The 23350-nt window shown below is 54.4% G+C and carries 20 protein-coding genes; 14 read left to right on the plus strand and 6 right to left on the minus strand.

From position 1 onward, the window contains the following. Window positions 1-230: 230 nt before the first annotated feature. Window positions 231-947, plus strand: a complete 717-nt coding sequence (locus GOV87_RS09425; RefSeq protein ID WP_171211590.1) for a sulfotransferase family 2 domain-containing protein — start codon at window positions 231-233, stop codon at window positions 945-947. Between the two features lie 432 nt (window positions 948-1379). On the opposite strand, the gene GOV87_RS09430 is transcribed toward GOV87_RS09425, so the two are convergent. Continuing rightward, window positions 1380-2549 carry a glycosyltransferase gene (locus GOV87_RS09430; protein WP_171211591.1) on the minus strand — a complete coding sequence of 390 codons (1170 nt, stop codon included), beginning with the start codon at window positions 2547-2549 and terminating at the stop codon, window positions 1380-1382. A gap of 317 nt (window positions 2550-2866) precedes the next feature. Between GOV87_RS09430 and rfbC the strand changes: the two genes are divergently transcribed. The 3 genes from rfbC to GOV87_RS09445 are packed head-to-tail and all read left to right on the plus strand — an operon-like array spanning window position 2867 to window position 5692. After that, window positions 2867-3397 (plus strand): dTDP-4-dehydrorhamnose 3,5-epimerase, encoded by a 531-nt coding sequence (gene rfbC, locus GOV87_RS09435; protein WP_171123186.1) that lies wholly within the window; start codon window positions 2867-2869, stop codon window positions 3395-3397. Window positions 3398-3432: 35 nt separating this feature from the next. Then, complete coding sequence (locus tag GOV87_RS09440; protein WP_171211592.1) at window positions 3433-4368, plus strand: NAD(P)-dependent oxidoreductase; 936 nt, start codon at window positions 3433-3435, stop codon at window positions 4366-4368. Between the two features lies 1 nt (window position 4369). Beyond that, a complete protein-coding gene (locus tag GOV87_RS09445) occupies window positions 4370-5692 on the plus strand; it encodes an NAD(P)/FAD-dependent oxidoreductase (RefSeq protein WP_171211593.1) in 1323 nt (440 codons plus the stop codon). A gap of 15 nt (window positions 5693-5707) precedes the next feature. Here GOV87_RS09445 and GOV87_RS20430 read toward each other — a convergent pair whose 3' ends face one another. The 3 genes from GOV87_RS20430 to GOV87_RS09460 all read right to left on the minus strand — a co-directional run bounded on the left by GOV87_RS20430 (window position 5708) and on the right by GOV87_RS09460 (window position 9039). Beyond that, window positions 5708-6718: an NAD-dependent epimerase/dehydratase family protein gene (locus GOV87_RS20430; RefSeq protein ID WP_371813496.1), complete on the minus strand. Its 1011-nt coding sequence runs from the start codon at window positions 6716-6718 to the stop codon at window positions 5708-5710. Beyond that, the gene (gene rfbF / locus GOV87_RS09455) at window positions 6645-7559 is read right to left on the minus strand and encodes a glucose-1-phosphate cytidylyltransferase (RefSeq protein WP_217350997.1); all 915 of its coding nucleotides are present in this window, start codon (window positions 7557-7559) and stop codon (window positions 6645-6647) included. Before rfbF ends, GOV87_RS20430 begins: the two co-directional genes overlap by 74 nt. Before the next feature lie 193 nt (window positions 7560-7752). Then, a complete protein-coding gene (locus GOV87_RS09460; protein WP_171211595.1) occupies window positions 7753-9039 on the minus strand; it encodes an O-antigen ligase in 1287 nt (428 codons plus the stop codon). A gap of 378 nt (window positions 9040-9417) precedes the next feature. On the opposite strand from GOV87_RS09460, the gene GOV87_RS09465 reads away from it, so the two are divergent. The 5 genes from GOV87_RS09465 (at window position 9418) to GOV87_RS09485 (ending at window position 15420) form a co-directional block, all read left to right on the plus strand. Beyond that, window positions 9418-10821, plus strand: a complete 1404-nt coding sequence (locus GOV87_RS09465) for an oligosaccharide flippase family protein (protein ID WP_171211596.1) — start codon at window positions 9418-9420, stop codon at window positions 10819-10821. A 309-nt stretch (window positions 10822-11130) separates the two neighbouring features. Then, entirely contained in the window at window positions 11131-11343 is a 213-nt protein-coding gene (locus tag GOV87_RS09470) for a hypothetical protein (RefSeq protein WP_171123174.1), read from the plus strand. 513 nt (window positions 11344-11856) lie between these two features. Beyond that, window positions 11857-12432, plus strand: coding sequence for a sugar transferase (locus GOV87_RS09475; RefSeq protein WP_171124029.1), 576 nt, complete (start codon window positions 11857-11859; stop codon window positions 12430-12432). Window positions 12433-12473: 41 nt separating this feature from the next. Then, complete coding sequence (locus tag GOV87_RS09480; protein ID WP_171211597.1) at window positions 12474-13781, plus strand: polysaccharide biosynthesis/export family protein; 1308 nt, start codon at window positions 12474-12476, stop codon at window positions 13779-13781. Window positions 13782-13905: 124 nt separating this feature from the next. Further along, window positions 13906-15420 (plus strand): hypothetical protein, encoded by a 1515-nt coding sequence (locus tag GOV87_RS09485; protein WP_171211598.1) that lies wholly within the window; start codon window positions 13906-13908, stop codon window positions 15418-15420. Here the strand turns inward: GOV87_RS09485 and GOV87_RS09490 are convergent. Continuing rightward, a complete protein-coding gene (locus GOV87_RS09490; RefSeq protein WP_371813484.1) occupies window positions 15417-16403 on the minus strand; it encodes a glycosyltransferase family 2 protein in 987 nt (328 codons plus the stop codon). The two genes, GOV87_RS09485 and GOV87_RS09490, sit on opposite strands and share 4 nt — an antisense overlap. A gap of 224 nt (window positions 16404-16627) precedes the next feature. Here GOV87_RS09490 and GOV87_RS09495 point away from each other — a divergent pair, with 224 nt between their 5' ends. Beyond that, complete coding sequence (locus GOV87_RS09495; protein ID WP_171123164.1) at window positions 16628-17029, plus strand: GtrA family protein; 402 nt, start codon at window positions 16628-16630, stop codon at window positions 17027-17029. 61 nt (window positions 17030-17090) lie between these two features. On the opposite strand, the gene GOV87_RS09500 is transcribed toward GOV87_RS09495, so the two are convergent. After that, a complete protein-coding gene (locus tag GOV87_RS09500; protein WP_171211600.1) occupies window positions 17091-19319 on the minus strand; it encodes an AAA family ATPase in 2229 nt (742 codons plus the stop codon). Window positions 19320-19579: 260 nt separating this feature from the next. On the opposite strand from GOV87_RS09500, the gene GOV87_RS09505 reads away from it, so the two are divergent. The 4 genes from GOV87_RS09505 to GOV87_RS09520 all read left to right on the plus strand — a co-directional run bounded on the left by GOV87_RS09505 (window position 19580) and on the right by GOV87_RS09520 (window position 23335). After that, window positions 19580-20380, plus strand: a complete 801-nt coding sequence (locus GOV87_RS09505) for a WecB/TagA/CpsF family glycosyltransferase (RefSeq protein ID WP_171211601.1) — start codon at window positions 19580-19582, stop codon at window positions 20378-20380. 93 nt (window positions 20381-20473) lie between these two features. Next, window positions 20474-21346, plus strand: a complete 873-nt coding sequence (locus tag GOV87_RS09510; protein ID WP_171211602.1) for a sulfotransferase — start codon at window positions 20474-20476, stop codon at window positions 21344-21346. 85 nt (window positions 21347-21431) lie between these two features. After that, on the plus strand, window positions 21432-22397 hold the full coding sequence (locus tag GOV87_RS09515; protein ID WP_171211603.1) for a glycosyltransferase family 2 protein: 966 nt from the start codon (window positions 21432-21434) through the stop codon (window positions 22395-22397). A 2-nt stretch (window positions 22398-22399) separates the two neighbouring features. Next, window positions 22400-23335 (plus strand): glycosyltransferase, encoded by a 936-nt coding sequence (locus tag GOV87_RS09520; RefSeq protein ID WP_171211604.1) that lies wholly within the window; start codon window positions 22400-22402, stop codon window positions 23333-23335. Window positions 23336-23350 lie beyond the last annotated feature (15 nt).

Here is a 23350-nt window from a genome sequence, read left to right on the forward strand (position 1 = left end):
TACAGGCCGACGATGCACTAACAATCAATTTGGACCAGTCAGATGAGGCTGCTCACCATTCGGACCGGCTTTGTATTTGTGCAGTTAACAGCAGGTGTGGCGTCGGAGTCCTTGCGGGGGCTGGGACAAGGTAAAATGGATGTGTTATCTTTCAAAAACAGGGCCATACGAAAGGGATTCGAACGTGCTGACGCGACACCAGACAGCCGTATGGCGAGCAGAGGGTTAGGATGAAGCTTCGGCACCGTCGCCTTTTTTCCCCAACCATGTCGCAGGCCGCGTTCAAAGGGTTGAGGCTGCTTAGGCAAGGCACGCCGCCAAGCTGCGATCCAAGGGCCGAGAAGTTTGTGTTGCGGCAACAGAAGGTTCTGGCTGCTCCGATTCCAAAGGTTGCCAGCCGCACCGTTCAGGCGATGTTTGCTCAGGCCAGCGGCAATGCGCCGGGTCATGAATTCGACAGCACGCCAGATGAGATTGCCGCCGGTTTTCCGGACTATTTTGTGTTCTCTTTTGTACGCAATCCCTGGTCTCGGGTTCATTCGTGCTGGAAGGACAAAATTGCCGATGCAGTGACGGCGTCAAAGCTGTCGATTCTGTCGCGGTTTGAAGGAATTCGCCCGTTTATGCCGTTCCCGGAGTTTGTCGAGTGGCTGGACAGCGATTATGGAAGCGATGCTGTGGCGGACCGTCACTGGCTGTCGCAGACGCGCCACCTGTCCACCAGTGCGGGTGTGCAGATCTGCGATTTCGTGGGCAAGATCGAAAGCTTTGATGCTGATCTCGATAGGGTTGAAAGCCTGACCGGTGTGACATTCCCCAGAATCGCAGCGCAGAATGTCAAACCGGCCGCAGAAAGCTATCACACGGCGTTTGATGAGCGCACCCGTCAGATCATCGGCCGGCGCTATGGCGAAGATATTGAGGCCTTTGGTTACCGGTTCGATTGAGAGGCGTCTGCCAGTGGAAAAGCTCAATTTTGATCCCATACCCTGTTTTACGGGCGTCGCTATGAACGGCTTCCGTACAGCCTGACTCAAGGCATCGAGGGATACTGTTTTCTATCCGGAAACAGTAACTGCCTTGCGTTTCACGCTAGTGAAATATTATTGCAGATATTCACGTAACATGATATTAACTTACTGAAAATTATAGGTTTCCACTTCGGAAACAATTCGTTTCCGCAAGAATCGTGGACACAGTTTTGCCACAATGTCATCATCGTAAGGTGGGCGGCATGTTATTGTTTTGAGCGCATACCGGTTTTTTCATTGACTGGTTAGAGGGGGTTGTAGAGTGCAACTTGCCGCCCCGCGACTTTCGCTACAATTAGTGTATGAGCGTCGGCCTTGTGTCGGGTGCTTGGGCGTGGCTCAGATCGGTCAGGGCGCACTCACGAGCTTGGTCGCATCCGTGTATGAAGGATCATCACTTCTGTAACCGGCTGCGATATTTGCAAGATGCTGACGGCGCTTTGCCATCCCGTCTGTCTGGGGCATTTGCAGGTGGTCCAGAATCTGTGTCCAGCGATGCAGCCAGTCGTGTTTTTGCGTTGCCGCTGCAAGGTTGATCCTGCGCATGCGGTCCAGTTCTGCGGTGTCGTCCAGCAAAGCAACAATTTGGTCGATGGCCGCGTTAGGGTCTTCAGACAGCCTGACCACGGACTCGGGCCAGTCGAAATACCGTTCATAGTCTTCGGTTTCGGGGGCGTAGCCAACCTGCGCGGCCCCACCCGCTATGCCTTCCACGTGGCGCGGTCCCCACGCGATGTTGCCCTTTATCTGATCTTCGTGGCCGATTTTGGCGATATCGACCATGAACAGTTTGGAATGCTGAACGAGATTTGCCAGCAGATCACGGTGCACGCGGTGTTGCGCGGCAACGGGTGGCTTGGTCGCCGAGTCATAAAGGTAGAAACCGCCGCGTTCCTTGATCTTTTGAAGCAACCTGTCATGCAATTCCGGACGTCTGCGGCCCATATAATAAACGTCGATCGGGCGGTCCGAAGTTGCTGCTTCTGGTGCAAAGCGAACCATGTCAGCCGCGCCAGGCAGGTGAATGACGGGTTTTCCTGTTATGCGCTGAAGGTCATCGCAAGTTTCAGCAAAGGCGCAGCAGATCAGGTCGAATTGGGCCAGATATTTGAGAAGCGGCAGATGAAGATCCAACTCCTTCGACCAGACCTCTTCCAGAACACAGACGGCCAGACCGCAGCGTGCGCGCCAGTTAGAAATCGCGTCCAGCGCCAAAAGCTCTTCTGGTTTTTGCGCATCGCAAAAGAACAGGTCGTAGTCGCGATCCAGCTTGGTTTTCTGCACGCCGGACGGCCAGTGCCTGAACAGATCCGAGCGTTTGGACAGCCATCGCTTGGGGTTAAAGGGCAGGCGCCGTTCCTTGGCGCGCTTTGGCGCCAGAATCTCGGCGTTTTCGATTTCGGCAATCACGTCTTCGAACTCAAACCCCGAACAGCGCGAGACGTTGTCGTTCAGGCTGCGCTGGGAGAAAATCAGAACTTCTCTGGGCGTCTTTGCGGATGGGGCTGGGCTGGTCAAATACGTATTCCTTTTAAGGATTCCAGACAAAATGTATTTCACAACCACGACGTGGCCTATTCAAAGACTTTCTTCCCGAACCTTTCAACTTGCCCGGCTGATTGCCCTGTAAGATCGAGATTTCAGCATTGCCCGGACGATATCGGCTGACCGCTTCAAAAACTATGGAAATAATCCGCGTTGTCTGGTTAAGTTTTTACGTCTGGTTCACTTCGCGGGCTCTTTTTTAGGGTCATTTTTCTTACCACTGATCCACGTCCGGTCTCAGAATCTGAACCACCCGATATTTGGTGACCGTTGGAACAGGCGGATGGTTAATGATTTTTACTGAAACGCCTTTGCAGGGCGCTTTTGTTGTCGATCTGCAGGAAATCTCGGATGATCGCGGTTTTTTTGCCCGCGCCTTCTGTGCTGAGGAATTCGAACAGCACGGCCTCAAACCAGCGGTCGCACAGGTAAACCTCTCATATAACGAGAAAAAGGGAACGATCCGTGGCCTGCATTACCAAAACGCACCTGCGGCCGAGGCCAAGTTCATGCGTTGTATCTCGGGCGCTATCTACGACGTTATCGTCGATCTAAGGCCGGAAAGCCCGACCTATCACCAGCATTTCGGAATTGAGCTGTCCGCGCAGAACCGTCGTGCGCTGTACGTGCCAGAAATGTTTGCGCATGGCTATCTTGCACTGACGGACGGCGCGCAGGCGTTCTATTCCGCCAGTGAATTCTACACGCCCGGTGTGGAGGGGGGGATTCGATACGATGACCCTTCTCTCGGGATACAATGGCCCATTAAAGTCAGTATTGTTTCCGAAAAGGACGCGTCCTGGCCTCTGCTAGACACGTAACGCCCACAGATTCTGTGACCGGAGCTTGAAACCAGATGAATTTGAAGACCCAAAATTCAAAAGTGCTGGTCACGGGTGCCTCTGGCTTCATCGGTCGGGCTTGTGTGCGAAACCTTGCTGCTGCCGGGTACAGGGTCATCGCGACCCATCGAACTGATCCACCGCCGCCAATGGATTGCGATGTGGAGTGGGTAAAGGTCGACATGGAAGATACCGCTGCGGTCAGAGACTTGTTGCAGGGCCAGAAGCCCAGCCACTTGCTGGCCTTGGCCTGGTATATGGGGCCGGGCAACCAGCAGTCGCTGGAAAACTTTCGCTGGGTACAGCATTCGGTGGATTTGCTGTTCTCTTTTGCCGAGGCCGGAGGGCAGCGTGTCGTGTTTTGCGGCTCATGCATGGAGTATGACTGGAGTGCGCCCGTCAAACTCCGCGAAGGCGTGACTCCGCTGGTTCCGGCCACGGAATATGGCGCGGCCAAAGCTGGCCTTTCGGTTGTATTTGAACGGATGCGTGCTGCGCTGGGGCTATCTGGTGCATGGGCGCGGCCGTTCTTCCTGTATGGACCGGGTGAAAGCCCAAAACGGCTTGCGGCGGATGTGATCGTTTCGCTGCTGGAAGGTCGCGAAGCCCTGTGCACGCATGGTCGTCAGAAACGGGACTTTCTACATGTTGACGATGTTGCCCGCGCTTTGGTTGATCTGTTGGGCAGCGATCTGCAAGGCCCGCTGAATATCGGCAGCGGCACCGCGATCCCGCTGGCCGACCTGATAACCGAGATCGCCCGTCAGATCGACGCCGAAGACTTGGTTCGGTTGGGCGCACGGGAAGCACGCGCAGGTGATCCGCCCTTGGTCGAGGCTGACAACTCGCGCCTGTGTTGCGAGCTGGGTTGGTCCCCGAAGTTTAATTTGGAAACCGGAGTTGCGGATACCATCGCCTGGTGGCGCCGCGAAATTGTGAAAGAATCCTGATATGAGTAACGAGAACATAGTTATCCTTGGCTCTGGCATGGCCGGACTCGGCGCTGCGCATCATCTACATTCTGAGGGTGTGACGAGCAGAATGTATGACAAAAACCCGTTCCCCGGTGGTCATACCGCGACATTCGCGCATGACAGCGGTTTCATCTTTGACGACGGCCCGCATATCTCGTTCTCGAAGGACCCCCGCATTCAAGAGCTGTTTTCAAGCAATGTGGATGGCAAGTTTGAGAAACTGCAGGCTTACGTGAACAATTATTACCACGGCGCATGGGTCAAACATCCGGCGCAGGCGAATTTGCACAACTTGCCGGATGAGCTGAAAACCCATTGTATTCTGGACTTTATCGAAGCCTCCAAGCAGGACGTGGTGGAAAAACCCGCCAATTATCTGGAATGGCTAATCTCGGTCTTTGGTGAGACCTTTGCCACGCATTTTCCAGCGGTTTATGGCAAGAAATACCATACCGTTGACGCCGATCAGATGAGCACGGTCTGGATGGGGCCGCGTTTGTACCGCCCGTCGATGGAAGAGGTGATCCGCGGCGCGGTTTTCGCGGAAACGCCGGACGTGCACTATATCACCGACTTCCGCTACCCGACCGAAGGTGGGTTCATTTCCTATCTCAAGCCGTTCATGAAAAAGACTGACCTGCATCTGGGTCACAAGGTTGTCGCCATTGATCCCATTGCAAAAACTGTCCGTTTTGAAAACGGCGTGACCGAAGAATATGGCAAGCTGATTTCATCCATCCCGCTGCCTGACCTGATCCCCATGGTCAAAGGGGCGCCCCAGCATGTTCTGGATGCTGCGGCAAAACTGGCCTGTACCACATGTGTGACTGTGAATATCGGGCTGGCGCGCGACGATTTCACGCCTGCGACTTGGACATATATTTACGATGAGGACATCGTCTTTACCCGGTTGAGCTTCCCTCACAAGATGTCGACCCGGACTTGCCCGCCAGGATGCGGCTCTATTCAGGCGGAATGCTACTATTCACACAAATACAGACCGCTGGACGTCGCGCCCGAAGAGCTGATCCAGCCGGTGATTGATGACCTCGTCAAAATTGGCCTGATCGCCGAGGACGAAAAGATTCTGCATACGGATGCCCGGTTGATTACTCACGCCAACATCATCTTCGACCTTGACCGCGAGGAAGCTCTGCCAATCGTTCACAAGTGGCTGGACGAGGTTGGGGTTACCTATGTTGGGCGGTTCGGGGAGTGGGGTTATCAGTGGACGGATGAAGCGTTCAAATCCGGTGAGCGCGGCGCCCGAACCGTCATTCAAGAGCTTCAGGCCGTCTAGCGCGGCGCGTGCCGATCACGAAGCGATCGGCACGGTTCTGCGAAAATCCTGATCCAGTTGGTTTTCCTGCAATAGGGCCTCTAACTGGGCCAGTCGCTTATATTTGCGACCTTCGAAATCCTCGACCTGCAGGTCGCAGGCCTTGACCGCATCATATAATTGCTGTGCCCCCCGGACTGCGTCCCATTTGGGTTGAAAGCCCGGGATGGACTTTTCGATCTTGGCTGAACTGACCCGGTATGACCGGTTGTCAGGCCCGGCATCGGCCGCATAATCGATTTTCGCACCCGGAACCGTGTCGGCGACGATCTCGGCCAGATCGCGGATCTGATAGTTGTTTTCGGTCCGGCAAACGTTGAACGCCTCGCCCGAAATCTCGGTAGGATCGGCTTCGAGCGTGGCGAGGAAGGCACGGGCCATGTCTTCGACGTGGATGATCGGACGCCACGGCGTGCCATCTGACATCATCAGAATGCGACCCGAGGTATAGGCATGTGCGATCAGGTTGTTGAGAACAATGTCGAACCGCATTCGGGGGCTTGCACCATAAGCGGTCGCAAAGCGCAGGAAAGTGGGCGTGAAGCTGTCATCTGCCAGTGGCTTCAGGTCCCGCTCGGCCAGAACCTTGGATACGCCGTAATCCGTCTGTGGGTTAAGCTGGCCATCTTCATCGACAAAATCCTCTCCGGCCCGGCCATAGTTCGAGCAGGAGGACGCGAAAACAAACCGACGCACACCAGCGGCCTTGGCCTGTTTCGCCACATGGACCGTGCCTTCGTGGTTGATCTGCTGTGTCAGGCCGGGGCGAAGCTGTCCCAAGGGATCATTCGACAGGGCCGCCAGATGCACCACGGCGTCAAAACCTTCGAGGTCGTCAACCGTCAGGTCGCGAATGTCCTTGGCCAGGTTCGGGATTTCGGGAACGGCACCGCCGGGGGCGAAATCGGCCCGGTCAAAGAGATTTATATCGCACCCAGTCACCTGGATTCCCGCCTCGGCCAATACCGGGGCGGTGACCGTCCCCACGTAGCCGAGATGACCCGTTAACAGAACCTTTTGAATTTTCCCATGTTGCCCACGGTCGGTTGCCATTTTTCCACATCTCCTCAAGCCGGCGTTTATCCGCCAGATGGTCCATACAATACCAGAAACCAGGATGGCGGTAGGCCATCAACTCACCCAATTCCATCAGCTTGGGCAGGGGTCCTTCTTCCCACATAATCTCGTCGCCATTCACGCTGGCGACGGCGTCGAACACTTCGGGTTCAAGCACGAAGAACCCGCCATTGATCCAGTCGGCGGCTGTCTCGGGCTTTTCCATGAAGCCTTCGACCAACCCGTCCTCGCGCACTTGCAGATGCCCGAATGTCGTCAGCGGGCGCACCATCGTGATCGTGGCCAGCTTTCCGTGTGATTTGTGAAAGGCAACAAGAGCGTCCAGATCGACGTTTGAAACACCGTCGCCGTAGGTCAGCATAAACGTTTCGTCGCCCAGATACGGTTGCAGTCGGGCCAGTCGCCCGCCTGTCATGGTTTCCGTCCCGGTGTCGATCAGATCGACTGTCCAGGGCGGCATCTGCGCATCCAGAACACTGTTGTGATAATCGGGCTCGCCAAACAATTCGCGCTTGGCAAAGTCGATCCTGAGATTCCCGTCATACTGACACAGATCGGAAATATAGCGTTTGATCAGGTCACCCATGTAGCCAAGGGCCAGCACAAAGTCATGATGCCCATAGGTCGAATAATGCTGCATGATATGCCACAGGATCGGCCGGTTGGCGATTTCGACCAATGGCTTGGGGCGAACGCGGGTTTCCTCGATCAGGCGAGAACCCTTACCACCTGCAAAAATGGCTGTTTTCAATGGTGCCTCCCGAACGGATACAAAAGTTGGAAAAAAGATTCAAAACGACGAATGGTCAAAGTCGACAATACAGGGCAGGCCGCTGTCAATCGTTGAAACCTGAGGCCTTGAATTAAGGCTGGCGACATCGAATTGATCGAATTGATTTGAGCGCACTGCCCAAAAACCTGTTGTCTATCTTCGCAGAAGTACCTCATGCCAATGACGCGCTCCGCAACCTGAAATCTGCGACCAGCGCTTTGGCGACAAGATTCGTTTTGGTCATGTACATGACCAGCAGGATCCACATCCCGTCCAGACGCCCCATAACGTTGCTTTCAGTAATATTCAGAAAGATGAAACCCACACTCAGCGCGAACACGAGGACAAAGTCATCCCGGGGTTTCAGGTGTCGCATGCAGTAAAACACCGAGCTGAAGAACCGAAAGAAGGCAAGAAACAGCAGCACGACGCCAACAAAACCGATGTTCAGCCAGGTTTCGATCAGGCCGTTATGCGAATAGTAGGGCGTGAATCCAAGCTGGTACTGATTTTCGTAGATGCGCATATGGGGGGCCGCGTCGTGCCAATAGCCAGCATACCCATATCCCAACCAAAACCGATCCATGGCATAGGGCCAGGTCAGTTCCCAAATGGGAATCCTGTTGGACAGCGTGGGTTGACGCCCGATCATCGCAAATAGTGGCTCGGCAATGTCGGAGGCCAGGATAAGTGTTCCCATTCCAATCACAAACGCGGAAAACAGTATGAATCCCAAGGCCCATAGAAACTCGAGCCGGGGCATTATTTTGGTAATGAGGAAACCCGAGATCACAAACAGCCCGATGATCTGCGCCGTTCTTGAATCGGACGCAATCAAAAGAACAACCGCTACACCTGCTGTGATCTGAAAGAACATGCGCAGCCGTCCGGTCGTGATCTTCATCGCGAAGAATGACGACAGAATTGCCATTACTGAATTCGCGCCCAGCTCGTTCTTGTGCAGATAGATGCCGTTCCACGAGTTTTCCCACGGCGGCAATCCACGAGCTTGCGGAAGCGCTCCGATGGCGGCCAGGGACAGGGCCATGGAAAGGGCAAAATACATTGCCACGAACAGCACCAGACCCCGCATGGACATCATGCTGCCCAAGGTCAGGCCAAACAGGGTGGTCGCCGCCAAGGGAACGGTGCGCTCCATCGTAAGCAATCGGTAATCGCTCCAGGATGCAGACAGAATGGCAATGATAATCATGAGCGCGATTTCGGGTGAGGCGAATGCGCCGCGCAACAGGTGTCGATAGTAAAGAGCAACGGTTGCAAGGATCGGCAGCAGCGTGAGGATCTCGATCCGATTGGCAAGGTTGTTGCGATACAGGACGACGGACAGAAGGTCCGATCCGACCAGAATCAGAAAGACCATGCAGATCAGCAGGACATTGTGGTGGAACGAAGTGCCCGCCACCTGCTGATAGGGAATACTGCTAAAGGAATGCCTCATGACACGGCCAACAAACCCAAATACCCACATGCTGAATACGCGATTCAACAGATCACTCAGAAAACTACAAAGCCAAGCCTAGCAAAGCCCAACGGCCTGAGTCCATCTTCGTGCTGTTTCCGTGATGGTTTGCGCACGGCAAATCCCAGTTTCACCAATAATTTCAGCAAATCGACATCGCGCGCGGAATATGGTTTAACAAATTCGGTTTCTGCGCCGGGTAGTCACGAGGCATTTTCAGGAATTGGCCCGCAAGCTGATGGGAGCGGCCCCATGTGAAAACTTCCGGGTGCATTGTGTCTTATGAGTTGATGTCAGCTTCTGACGGTTGGGTATTTTTATGACGGCTCCGCGCCCTATTACGCATAACGGACTTTCATGACGTGGTATTTTGTTCCCAGAATGCTGTCCGCATTCCTGTCTGTTGTGATCCTCGTGGTGATGACGCGTGTGCTGGGGCCGGCAGAGTTTGGGCGCTATACCCTGACCCTGCTGCTGGGCACGCTGTTGTTCTCGTTCACATTCTTTTGGCTGGTGATTTCAGTCGGGCGCTTTCACCACGCCAAGGAGTTCGAAGGCAAAACCATCGGAACGGTTCTGGGGGCTGCCGTCCTGATTGTCTTTGCTTTGCTGGCAATTGTGGCGATGTCCTACGTCATTCTGCCCTTTGCCTGGGCAAACAGCTTTTTCTTTGCTGCCGTGTTTTGCATCAGCCATGCGATCCACGAGATCGGCGCCGTTTGCTTGCGGCAGTATAACGAAGGGCCGAAATTTGCGGCCGTGACACTGCTGCGTCATGCGCTGGGCGTGTCTTTGGCCGTCGCATTCATCGTCAATGGCGGCGGTTACGAAAGCGCCGTGATCGGAATTTCGCTTGGTGCCGCGCTGACAGGGGCCTATGCGGTGCTTGTTACGGTCGGACGGTCGCGCGTCTATTTCCCCAAACGGGCCGAGGCGAAAACATACCTTTTCTTTGGCTTTCCATTGGCCGTGGTCGGGTCAACCTCGGTCTTTCGTGCGATGTCCACCCAATCGTTGCTGGCGGTGCTGGTGGGGATCGAGGCGGCGGGCTATTTTGCGGCGGCTCAGGCCCTGACCATGCGGTCCCTTGTGCTGACGATGAGTACTCTTTCGAATGTGGTTGCGCCTTCGGTTTTTGAAGCGCACGAGGTTAAGGGAATTGCGCATTCCGACTCGGTTCTTGATCGCTATTTCTCGTTCCTGATGCTGATTTCGATGCCCATTGTCGTGGCGCTGGTCAGCGCGGCAGACGTATTTGCGAACCTGCTGTTTGACCACGGCTTTGCTCAGGAAACGGCCGGATACCTGCGTGTTCTGGCAATCGCGGCTTTTGTGACGGGCCTGCAGGGGGCTTATTTTAGCTATTCGTTCATGAGGTCCAAAAAGACCGGCTTGCAACTGGTCATTACGTTCGGGACGCTGATCGTGCATGCCCTGCTGTCGCTGGCTGTCATCAACCTGTTCGGAGCCCCCGGCGCATCTTATGCGTTCCTGGTCAGCAGCCTTGTCAGTTTTGTCGTGTATTTCTATATCGGACGAAAGGTCGATCCGCTGAAAGTCCCCGTTCGGGAATTGACCAAAGCCTTTGCAGGGGGGCTGATTTTTGTGCCGTTCGGTGTGATGGCTGAAGATGCTACAACGCTGCTCGTTCAGGCCGCTTTGCTTTTGGCTGGGTCTTTGGCGATGTTCGTCACTCTTGTACTCATTCGGCAAACCGCGGCTGTCACAGTCTGGAATAGAATACGGCCTCGGGCGCGTTAGCCGAACTTTGCCACTGCGGAAAAATTATACTTAACAATATATTAACCTCTGTTTGGCCACAGTTCCTTCAGTGTGTGGGCATAATTTTGCCCAGTTGCCATGGGTTTCTTGAATCGGGCGATTGGGTCCCTCGTGGTTAGCTGAATATGATGTTAGATTGTCACTGATCTCAAGATTTTGTGTCACTTGATGGCTTATCGTGTGGGGCGATCTATATTCAAAGCCAACTGCCTGAGCACACAAGAGCATGAGGTCAAAATGGCAGGTGAAATAAAGATGACAAAAGACCGAACAAGAGCAACGTAATAGATGGTAATCGTTTATCTTCTCTCTGGGCCGCTGGTTGCCGTTCTGTGCTGTGTCGCGCTGATTCTCACGGGCGCAAGTACGGGGGTGGCCGTGCTGGGTGGATTGCTGATTGGATGCTTTACGCCGTTTCTGGTTGCCGTTTTGCATTTCACGTTCAGCCGTAAGTTGCGCCTGAAAGTGTTCAGTAAACTGCCCTCGAAGATCGGTCAGTAACGAATTTGGAAACGGCGCACAGAAATGTGCCTTACTGTTTCCAATTTGGAAACCATTGCAGTCGGTTGGCCATCTGCTGACCCCCATGATGCCCTGTTTCGATGCAAAAGTTTGTGAGCTCCGATAAACTCCAACAAATAAGTTGTCTCTTTATTTTAAAGGTGCGATCATATTGCGGGGCAATAATCCCGGTCGGTGTTGGCACCGAGTCGGGTTATAACATGGGTGGGATCACGCACTTGGTGCGCTGTACCCCAAATTCGAGCGAATAGAATTTGTAGTCGCCGCTGCATCCGCACTTAACGGAGCAGCGTGTGGCGAAGCGTATGTGGCATGTTTTGCCGCCGACGTTTTGAGTGCTGTTGTGTTGTCTTGGGGGTTATTATGAACCATGTTCGAAGTTCTATTCGGATAGAAGATTCTGAAATTTGCAAACCAAATCAAAACTCTATTTCTGAAGTTGTCGAGTTCTGCAATTTAAAAAGTTTTTACGCCGTCAAGGGTAAGCGTCTGTTGGACATCTTTCTTATCCTGATCGGTGCACCATTTGTGCTGCCAATCATTCTTGTCATTTCGATCCTTGTAAAACTGGATGGTGGTCCGGCCATTTACCGGCAAAGACGTGTGGGCATCGGCGGCAAGGAATTCGACTTTCTGAAATTCCGCTCGATGGTTCCGAATGCGGAGCGGATGCTGGAACAACATCTGAAAGAATGCCCGGCGGCGGCCGCTGAATGGCGCAAGCATCAAAAGTTGGAAAATGACCCACGGGTCACACGGTTCGGCCGGTTCATCCGTATGACATCGCTGGATGAGCTGCCGCAGCTTTGGAACGTCCTTGTGGGGGATATGAGTCTGGTTGGCCCGCGTCCGATGCTGCCTGAACAGCAGGTTCTATATCCGGGGCTGGAATACGGTTTGATGAAGCCCGGAATCACCGGTCTGTGGCAGGTTTCCGATCGCAACGATGTAGAGTTCTCGCATCGCGCGCTGTTTGACAGCGACTATGCAAGGCAAATCGGGTTCTGGTTCGACCTCAAGATTCTCTTCCGAACCGTAGGCGCAGTGTGTAACGCGACCGGTTACTGAAATTTCCGGGCTTGTTGCCTGCATGTTAAGTGGTGACCGAGATGACATTTGTACTGTGTGATTTGTGTGGTAAGGCGTCCGGCTGGATTGGCGATCAATTTCGGTCGTTTGCTCGTGGCCTGGTTGCGATCTTTTTTACTCTTTACGCCGGAGCCGCCCTTGCGGATTTCGATCTTGAGCCCGGCGATAACGTCCGTGTGACGTTTACAGGACTGGATTACCTGTCTTTCGAATCGGTAATAGACGTACATGGTTACGTGAACCTGCAATGGCTTGGTCAGTTTGAAGCACAGGGTTTGTCGCTGGAGGAACTGGAGCAGCGCGTGCGCCTGGACGCCTCTGGCAAAATCGTGAAGCAATACAACAACAACGGTGAGATATTCATCATTCAGTTGGATGGTGATGAGATTGAGATTTCCCGGAACGGGTATCGACCGATCATCATTGGCGGGGATGTCGCGCGGACGGGCCAGATTGATTATCGACCCGGTGTCACAGCCCGCGAAGCCGTCGCGCTGGCTGGCGGTGTCAGAAGCCAGCTTCTGACCGATGACGTCACCATTGACCCCATTCAACTGATGCGCTGGCAAACAGCCTATGGTCAGGCGGCGCTGGACCAAGCGGAAGCGCTGACCCGGAAATGGCGTGTAACAACTGAATTGTTGCAAAATATGAACCATCCTGAGCCCTTGATTGATGATGTTTCCGTATCGGAAACAGTTCTGGCGGATTTGATCGCTGAGCAGATCAAGATTCGCACGGTGAACCTGGCCAATGAAACGGGTGAACGGCATTTCTTTGAAGATGCCGAGGAACAGGCAGGCGAGCGTATCGCGATCCTTCAAAAGCAAAAATTCCAACTGGCTAAGGCGCTGGCTGCCGACGAAGAAGAAGAAGCGCGGGTCATCAGTCTTGTGGATCGTGGTCTGGCGCCGGGTTCTCGTATCGCCGACACCCGTCGTACAACCGTTCTGTCCGCAACACGTCTGCTGGATGTAGACGAGGACCTTGCTGCAACCAGTCTGGTCCTGACCCGGCTCAGACGGGATCGCGAACAATACGAACAAGAGCGGTCTTTGCGTCTGTTGCAGGAGCGGCGGGATGCGAATCTGGCCATTAGGGAATCGACATTGCAAATGGACACGATCGCCAAATATCTGGCAGGGGCGTCCAATGAGATGGGGATTGATAGTCTAATTACCGACATCGACTACACGGTCAGAATTTATCGTTTGATCGAAGGTGAATTGCAGGCGGTTCCGGGGGACAAGCAAACACGTTTGCTTCCGGGTGACAGCCTGGAGATCAAGGTTGAAGAGTTGCTGCCCGAAGCGCCTCTGACCGAGTGAGCCCAGCAAATACATCACCAGTCAGAGGAGGCACATTCGGCGCGGCGCAAATTTGAAAAGCGGGTGTCCGTCCGCCTCGCCATAGTTGTTAAACGGGTAACGAATTTCGAATGTGGTTTTTAGCATGAAAAACGAAGCATCCAGCGTGGCGTCCATTGGTGTCGGTGTTTCCCCGCAATCAGATACAGCGAACATGACCACTTTGAAGGCCTTGATGCTGGTCGTCACATTTGCGGTCATGCTGATGTTGCCAGCGGCCATAAACGGGTTTCCTTTCGTTTTCTTTGACACGGAAGGGTATCACAAGGCGGGTGAAGCGGTGGTTCAGACGATTGCCGGAAAACCTGCCGAAGAGTTGATCGCTGAAAACACCGGATCACAAGCGCAGAGCGCGAATGAAGAGACAACTGCGCAACCGGGAAACTCGGAAAACGGCGGCAAGTTCGCGGTACCCATGTCACGGTCCCCATATTACGGGATTTTCGTGTACGTCTTTTTCGGTGTTCAGCCTTACTTGCTAGCGTTTTTTCAGTCGCTCATAGTTGGCTATGCTGCGTGGTTGACGGTCAGGCAGCTGTGCCCAGTTGATCCTGTAAAACCCTATCTGGCCGCCGGGGCGATTTGCGCTTTGGCGACACCGCTGCCGTATTTTTCGACTTACACTATGCCGGACATATTTGCGGCTTTGGCACCTATTTGCCTGTTCCTTCTGTGTTACGGCAGAAAGAATCTGTCGGTCCTTCAGAAAGTGTTCTGTTGGGTCACGTTGGCCGCCGCCGCCGCCTTTCATAACAGCCATATTCTGGTGATCTTCGGATTGCTGACAATCTTGTTGTTCATGTCGATCTGGCCGCGGCTCAGGCCCACGTTTTCCGGTCTGCTTGTATCATGTTCCGCCTTTGGCGCAGGTGTGTTTGCGGTTTTCCTGTTCGCCTATGTCGCCTTCACCATGTTCGGAAGCTGGCCGCAAAGCATCCCCTTTTTGACCGCACGGGGGATCGAAGATGGACCGGTTGCGGAACTGATTGACAATGACTGCGAACAGCACGGGTTCACAATCTGCGGCGCGGCTCCGCTACAAAGCCGGGACTCGCAGCATTTTCTGTGGCACCCGGACGGGTTTTTCCGGTCGTCCGATCCGGACACCAAGCTGCAACTCAGCAATGAGGACGCCTCGGTTTTTCTGACGGCGGCACTGGAATACCCGGGGATGCAAATCGCGGCGTCGCTAAAAAACTCGGCCGAACAGTTCGGCCTGTTCGGGTTGTACGAGTTTGAAACGGCCAAGCGGGTCTTTCTTGAGCAGGCACCGCTGTTCATGTCCGAGGTCGATCTGAAAAATTACGGGGACTCGAAGGCCGTCACCGGAGCCTATCCGTTTGTTGCATTGTCAACCCTGATCTATGTGGTTGCGGCCTTCAGTTTGATGACAGTGTTTTACATCTACGCGTCACGACCTGTTTCAGACGCGGCCTTGGCTTTGGGCATTCTGATTTTGGCAACGCTTGTGGTAAATGCGGTGGTATGCGGCGTTCTGTCGGATCCGCATCACCGGTATCAGGCGCGCGTTGTCTGGCTATTGCCGCTGTTGGCGACCTACCTTGTATTTCATATCAATCAGCGTCGCGCCGGGTCTTAGGGTTTGGGGGCCTCATACTGCAGATAGCTGAGGCGGCGGGCCTCTCTTCTGCCGCGCGAAACGGTGTCGAGGATCAGGGCGCAGGCGATACAGACAATTGACATCAGGAACCCGGTCAGTGCCGCGAATAAGGATGGAAACCGTGCGACCTGACTTGTTTCCAGAAATTCCAAAAGCACCGATAGGAACACAAGGCCCGAAGGGATGAAGATCAGCCCGGCGAGTGAGAAAAAGAACAACAGTGGTTTCTCTTCCTTCACCAGAAAGCCGATCATGCGCAGGATTCTCAGACCATCTCCATAGGTCGACAGCTTGGACACTGAATTCTCGGGCCGTGCGCGATACTTGACCTGTACCTCATCAATCGGAAGCCGCATTTGAAGCGCGTGAACGGTAAGTTCGGTTTCGATCTCAAACCCGCTGGACATACTGGGAAAGCTTTTGACGAACCGTCGGCTGAACACCCTGTACCCCGACAGCATGTCCTCAAGGTTTCGGCCAAAGAACAGCTTGACCAATGAAGTCAGCATCCGGTTGCCAAATTTGTGGCCGGGCCGATAGGCTGCGTCATCCGAGTGTTTTCGTGCCCCGTTCACCATGTCCAGGTTGTTGTTCCGCAGCAATGCGATCAGCTCAGTGACATTGCTGGCGTCATAGGTGGCATCGCCGTCGGCCATGACATAAACGTCTGCCTCCACGTCCGCAAACATGCGTCGAACCACGTTTCCCTTGCCTTGATTTGTTTCGGATCGGACGGTCGCGCCCGCGCGCTGTGCCACCTCGATCGTCGCATCCGATGAATTGTTGTCGAACACATACACGTCGGCGTCTGGCAGGGCTTCCTTGAATTCAGAAACGGTCAGTTCAATCGCCGCTTCTTCGTTGTAGCAGGGTAAAATGATCGCAATCCGAACCGTATCATCCGAAGCAACGTGATCTGGGTTGCTACCCTTCACACCCGAAGCTGCCTCCTCCTTCAACACGGCACTCATCCTCCAAAAAAACAAAAAACACGGATTGACAGAATATGTTTTGGGATACCAGATATTCGCCTATGCCAAAAGAAAAATTGACATAAGGGTCAAAGCTCTAACCTGTTTTGCGGCCAATTTGCTGCGGTCTTTCCAGAGCTTTCGGTGGGGTCCAAGAAAAGCCCGGCCACTTGAAATGAGATTGTTTTATCAATGGCGACAATGGACTTGTGAACATGCCTTCCTCTCAGTTTTTCAGGTTCGTAATCGTGGGTGGTATCGCGTTCTTCGTGGATGCTGGTCTGCTGTTGCTGACAACCGAGTGGTTTGGACTGATCCCCGAGATCGGGCGCATTATCTCTTTCTGCGGGGCCGTCACGACAACCTGGTATTTGAACCGGACCTTTACGTTCGCCACTGTCAGCCGTCCGACACTGAGAGAATTCGCAAGCTATGTGTTGGCAATGAGCTTTGGTCTGGCGGTGAACTACGCGGTGTTCGTGGCGTTGATCCGCCTCAACGAGACAGCAGGTGCCTATCCGGTCATTGCATTGGTGCCTGCGACGCTGGCCGGGATGGTTATAAACTTTCTGTTCTCGCGGCGCATTTTGGGCTCGGGCCAGAACACGGAACAATGAAAACGGGCTAGCAACATGTGCAGTCTGAAAATGCCTACAGGAAAACTTGTTGTGTCAGGCGCTATCCCAGGTTGGGATCACCATATTTTTTGGCGCGTTTCAGATCGACACGCGTCGCAACCAGGGCCGCAGGTCTGACATCAGCGTTTTCCAACTCACGTATCGCTTGAAAGACGGAATTTCTGTGCGTGTCGTTCCATCTTGTAAACAAAATGACCCGTTGGGAAATCTGTGACAGATACGCAGATTCCACCGCCGCCAGCAGGGGCGGTGTGTCCAGAAGGATCACTTCGTACATATCGGACAGGGTGATCAACAAATTAATGAAGGCCGGAGAGCGCAGGAACTCTTCAACAAGCGATACCTTTGTCTCGGAATCCAGATTGCCGGCAAGCGGCAGGATATCCAACCCATCCTGAGGCGTCGCAACAATGTGTTCCTGAAAGGATGAGGGATTAGCGGTGCAGTATTTCAGTTCATCGACCGACAGTTTTGACAGATCTCGATAAGCAGACGCGACCGTATCGCAATCAATAATCAGCGTCCGAAATTTTGTCTTGGCGCAGACGGATCCGATCAACAGAAGGGATGATGTTTTCCCTTCATCCGGCAGCGCGGACGCGCCAGAAAAGATGACGCACCCATTGTTCGAGAAGCTCTGGTTAGGCTTGCCGTCCAGGCTTTTCGAGAAAAACTCGACCGCTTGCGAGAAGGACGGCTCGCCCTGCTGGCGCAGGGATCGCAATCCAACGTCACTGCTGGCCAATAGCTTTTTGCCATATCGAACAAACTCGGGGTCCAGCTTTCCGTCATTGGTAAAGAACGCCTCGAATTGCGGGGCGTTTTTGATCTCGGGAAGGATAGCAGACAGTTTTACCCCTGTCGCGCCTTCGAATTCATAGGTGGTTCTAAGCCGCTTTTGGAAGATTTCGCGCATCACGGTCCACCCGAGACCGGCGAAGATGATCATGAACATCACGCCGATGGATGTCTGCGACCGCTTGGGTTCCGACGGGTCGACCGAGACACGGGCCCGCTCGATAAGATGCGCACCAGCGTCCAGATAATCACCTTGTTCGGCCCTGCGCCCAAGCTGGGATACGAAGTCCCGGTAAATCGCTTCGGTGACCAGAATTTCATTTTCGATCCGCTTGGTGACCGAGTCGTGCTGAACCTGTTCGGCCTGCTGCGCGCGGAACACTTCGATGCTGCGGTTCAGGTCGTTCAGTTGGTCGTCCAACTGCTCTACCCGTTTTTCGGCAATGTCCTGCGCGGCGCTGAGGCGCTTTAGCGCTTCCTCGGTATTGGGATCCTGTCCAAGGTCCGGCGGAAGCAACCCGATTTTCTTGGCAAAGTCGATCGCTTCTTGGGATTTTCCTTGCGCGCGCAGGGTGTGGATCGCGCTGGTTTGCTCTTTGATCCGGGCCAGCTCATTTTCCACCAGTTGGGCGCGCCGCTCGGCCTTAATGCGCTGGGCCTTGATGGTTGCGTATTCGTCCGGGGAATAAGGGATTTCGATAGAATGTGTTTCCAGATCCGAGCTCAGTTTGTTCAGATCATCCCGCAAATGCCCGATCCGCGTTGTAAGCCAACTCTGGGATTGGACCAGATCATTGCGTTTCATGGTCGTCAGATTTGACAGGTATTCTGACGCAAGGCTGTTGGCGATGTCGGCCGCCTTTTGCGGTGACTTCGCCGTGACGCGAATCTGGTAGACCGCTGAAATATCGCCAATCTGTTCGATCCGTGTCGATTTTAGCAGGTTCTCAATGGTCGTTTCCCGCGCAAGCTCTTCCGCCGAGGAATCGCTGCCCACCACTTCGTCATTATCACCGCTCAGGGCGTCGACCAGACTATTCTTTAGGCTACGCGCCAGTGCGATTGGCGACAGGTTGATACTGGTGTCTTCCCCAGAAAATTCGGGATCCAGATAAAGCTGCATCCGGTCGACAACACCTTCGATCAAGTCGGTAGAGCGTAAAAGCTCAAGTTCACTTTCCAGCGATGTCAGCGAAAGCGGCAGGCCTGAAACGTAAGGCGTGAACTGCGTTTCGGTCTGAACACGGGTTTCCATCATGACTTTTGCGCTGGACGTGTATCTTGTGTCCGAGGTGTACGTGAAAATGTATGCTATAACAGCACCCACAAACCCCATTGCAATGATCCACGGAAGTGAGCGCCTTATGGCCCAGGCAATATTGGACAGCGTTCTAAGCTCTGGGTCGCCTGCCGAAGCTAGACCCGTCCCAGAGAGTTCTACATCTAATCCTCGGCGATACTGATCAGTCATAACAAAAAACAACGTGCGGTAAGGATAGGCCCGAGCATAGTGTCAGCGGGCTTATATCAACAGTGAAATCAACAGATGGCGTCAACAATGGGTCTAGAAAACCATGATTGGCTGCGAAAAGATAGGAAGTTTAGGAGGGTTTGCTAATTCGCACGGGGCTGCGCCGATTAACTGAGCAGTTCGTGGAGTATGTATTAGCGAGAATCGGCAGTCCTGATAACCTGCCGTTACTGTATGTGTTTTAACCAGTTGGCTATGAGATGAACAAGATTCTCGACAAGCGTTTGTCGCACACAATTGTAGGCGGTATGCCCGTCGCTCTCGTCAGCGACGCCGAGCTTACGTCGGCGATGCTGGACGATGTTGAACGGCGCAGGGCCGGGCAAAGCCACCGCACATTGACAGTGTTCGATTCGAACGCACAGGGAATCTCGCTTTATGCCGAAGATGCACAATTCGCCAAGGCGATAGACGCGGCCGATATCATTCATGCCGATGGGCAGATCGTGGTCTGGGCCTCGAAGTGGACACAGGGGTCCAAGGGCATTCCCGAACGCACGGCCACTACCGATTTCATTCACTCAGCCGCTGCGGCGGCGGCGAAGAACGATGTGGGATTCTACCTTCTGGGCAGCACCGAAGAGATTAATCGCGGATGCGCTGAAGAGTTGACCGCCCTGTATCCCGGTCTGAAGGTCGTGGGCCGGCGAAACGGGTATTTTGATGCGTCAGAGGAAGAGGCCGTTATCGCCGACATCAACGCTAGCAAGGCCGATATCCTGTGGGTCGGGCTTGGAAAGCCAAAAGAGCAGTTGTTTGCCAACCACATAGCCTCAAAACTGGATCATTGTGCCTGGATAGTGACCTGCGGCGGCTGTTTTCATTTTGTCGTCGGGGATTATCCGCGCGCGCCTTTGTGGATGCAGAAAATGGGGCTAGAGTGGTTGCATCGAATGGCGACCGGTCCGCGGTATCTGTTCAGAAGGCATATGCGGACGCTGCCGCATGCGTTGAGCATTGTGCTTAGAAAAGATGTGCCGAAGCGGTTCGAGCGTAGGTAGAGAGGCGCAAAGACTGGCTGAACTGAATTTCCCGGAGTTTTGCCAGAAGTATTGGTAAGTTGGTTTGTTCAGAAGGGATTTCGTGTGGGGAAGGTGGATTTCATAGGAATCGGTGCGCAAAAGGCCGCGACGACTTGGCTGCATCACGTGTTGTCCGAACACAGTTCGGTGACGACGAATGACACCAAAGAGCTGAATTTCTTCACCGCGAATTTTGACCGGGGCTATGCATGGTACGAAAGCTGTTTCGCAAACGCCCCGCCCGGAAACATATGTGGAGAGTGTTCTCCAACCTACTTCTTCAGTTCAGATGCGCCCCGGCGGGCGCGGGCCTATAACAAGGACCTCAAGCTGATCTGCATCCTCAGGGATCCGATTGGGCGCGTGTTCTCGAACCATTTGCATGAGATTCGCAAAGGCCACATTGCGCCCTCGACTTCGGTCGAGGCGGGTCTGGCCCAAAACCCCGCCTATGTGCAGCAAAGCCAGTACAAGACCAATCTGGAAAACTGGCTGCAGCACTTTGACCGGGACGCCTTGCTGGTGCTGTTTTCCGAAGAAGTGGCCGCAAATCCAGACGAGTCCTATGATCAGATTTGCGAGCATCTGGGCCTTTCGGCCCGGGAAGGGTCAGAGGCGATTTCAGAAAGGTTTCATGAAAACATCACCTACAGGAACAAGACTTTGCAAAAGTCGCTTCGGTTCGGTGGCGATATGATGCGATCGCTGGGAATGGGTGACGGGGTGAAAAAGCTGAAGACCCTTCCGGGTTTGAAACAGATGTTGTCGATGAACAAGCAGCATCTGAACATCATGGTTCCGCCTCCCACATCTGAAACGCGGGAAAGGCTGGCGAACCAGTTCAGGCCCGACATGGAATTTGTGGCCGAACTTACAGGGCGTGAAACCCTGCCGTGGTCCACCTGGAGCGATCTGCGACCAGCGGATGCCGAGCAAAGGGGATAACCATGCAAGGATCATCGCCGACGCAAAACCCAGACAGGACCGGTGCAAGAAACCGGAACTGCAAGAGCGGAAACTTGCTTCGCCGATGACGGTTGAACAATCACATAAAGCTGCGCCGCATATCGCCATTTGCATTGCAACCTACTTGCGGCCTGAAGGACTGCGGAATTTGGTCGAAAGCCTGAACCGGCAAGTACTAGAAGCCCCTGGAATTCGTGTGACCTTGGTGATCGCCGATAACGCGCCTGACGCGCCAGCGACCGAGGCACTGGGCGATATCGGAAAACTCAGCCATTGGCCGGTCATCTACACCATTGAATACGAACGCGGAATCGTGTCTGCACGGAACCGGACACTGAACGAAGCCCCGGCTGACGCAGATTACATCGCCTTTCTGGACGATGATGAAGAAGTGTCCGAGGACTGGCTGGCGCAGATGATGCAAACGATGGTTCTGCCTGACACCGTAGCTGTGCAAGGGACCGTAGAGCCCCGGTACCGGCAACCTCCACCGGACTGGATCGAGGCGCTTAATCTTTTTCGAATGGGACCTTATGTGCAAGGGGCCGCGCTGCCGGCTGCGGCGACGAATAACGCGATGGCGGATGCGGCAATCATTCGGGAACGTGGCCTGCGGTTCGATCCGCGATTCAATATCACCGGGGGCGAAGACGAAGAGTTCTTTTCTCGGCTGCGGGACGGCGGTGGAATGATCCGGGCCGCAGCAGATGCATTGGTTTGGGATGATGTCCCTGAAAACCGCATGACATTGCGCTGGCTTGGCCGACGGTGGTTCCGAATGGGCAACACGTTAAGTCGCATCGCCCTGATCCGGCGGCAGGGTATCGCAACGCGCGCCCTGAAAAGCGTTGCGGCCATGGGCTGGGGTGCGCTGACCTGTTTGTGCCTCGGCTTCGGCTCTCGGGCTAGGTTTTACAGGGGGTGGCTCGAAATCCTCAGGGGGGCGGGCATGGTTGCGGGGCTGTTGCGCTTTGACTTTGCCGAATACAGCAGCGCGGCCGTCAAAGTCGACCGCGTGAAGGAGGGGTGATTGTGGCGCATACCTCTGACGAACCGGTCTTTTCGATTGTCATTCCGGCCCGCAATATGGAGCGGTTTCTGGAAGAAACGCTTCAGAGTGTGCAGGACCAGACCTTTGCTGATTTTGAGGTGATCTGCGTCGACGATGGCTCAACGGACAACACCCGACAGATTGCGGATCGTTTTGCCCAATCGGACGACAGGTTTCACGCCGTGGACGGCCCGGCCAAAGGTGTCAGCGCGGCCCGAAACCTTGGCTTGAGCCGGGCCCAAGGAAAGTTTGTTCTGTTTCTGGACGCTGATGACCTGCTGCATGCGCAGGCGTTGGGCACGTTTTCCGAAGCTTTGAAAAACTCCGACGCCATTGCCGCCGTAGCAGGGGTGCAGAGGATCGACGTGGACGGGCACCCTATGCGCGGGGCCGACAACCGCCACCTTGTGCCTGATCAGGATCAGTTGGCCGCGTTGTTGCGAAAGAACTTTGTGGTCAATGGGGGGGCACTAGCCGTCCGAACCGAAGGCGCCCAACGCTGCGGTGGGTACGACGAGTCTTTGGTCAATGGCGAAGACTGGGAATTCTGGTGCCGACTGGCCCTTTTGGGTGAATTCGCCGTCGTGCAGGGGCCTGCATTGCTGAACTATCGCCAAGTCGCCAGTGGCGCCAATTTCGGGGCGCGTGGCCCGGCCTTTGCGCGGCGTGTACCGTGTATCGAAAAAATTGCGGTGAATCCTTTGATGAAAGAACGGTTCGGGTCGCGGTTGCGGTCGCTTCTGCGTGCGCGGCAAATTGATATCTTCTGGTCGGGCGTGCGAAATCAGTACCAGTACGGGCGCAAGTCGGCGGCTCTGTTCGAAGGCACCTGCGGTGCTGTTTTGTACCCCGACAGCCTGCTGCGCCCCCGCCTGATCTGGCGTTTCCTGCAGAGTTTGGATCGGACGGCGAAATGAGGTACGCTCGCTTTG

The sequence above is a fragment of the Ruegeria sp. HKCCA5426 genome, assembly GCF_013034585.1.
Taxonomy (GTDB): Bacteria; Pseudomonadota; Alphaproteobacteria; order Rhodobacterales; family Rhodobacteraceae; genus Ruegeria.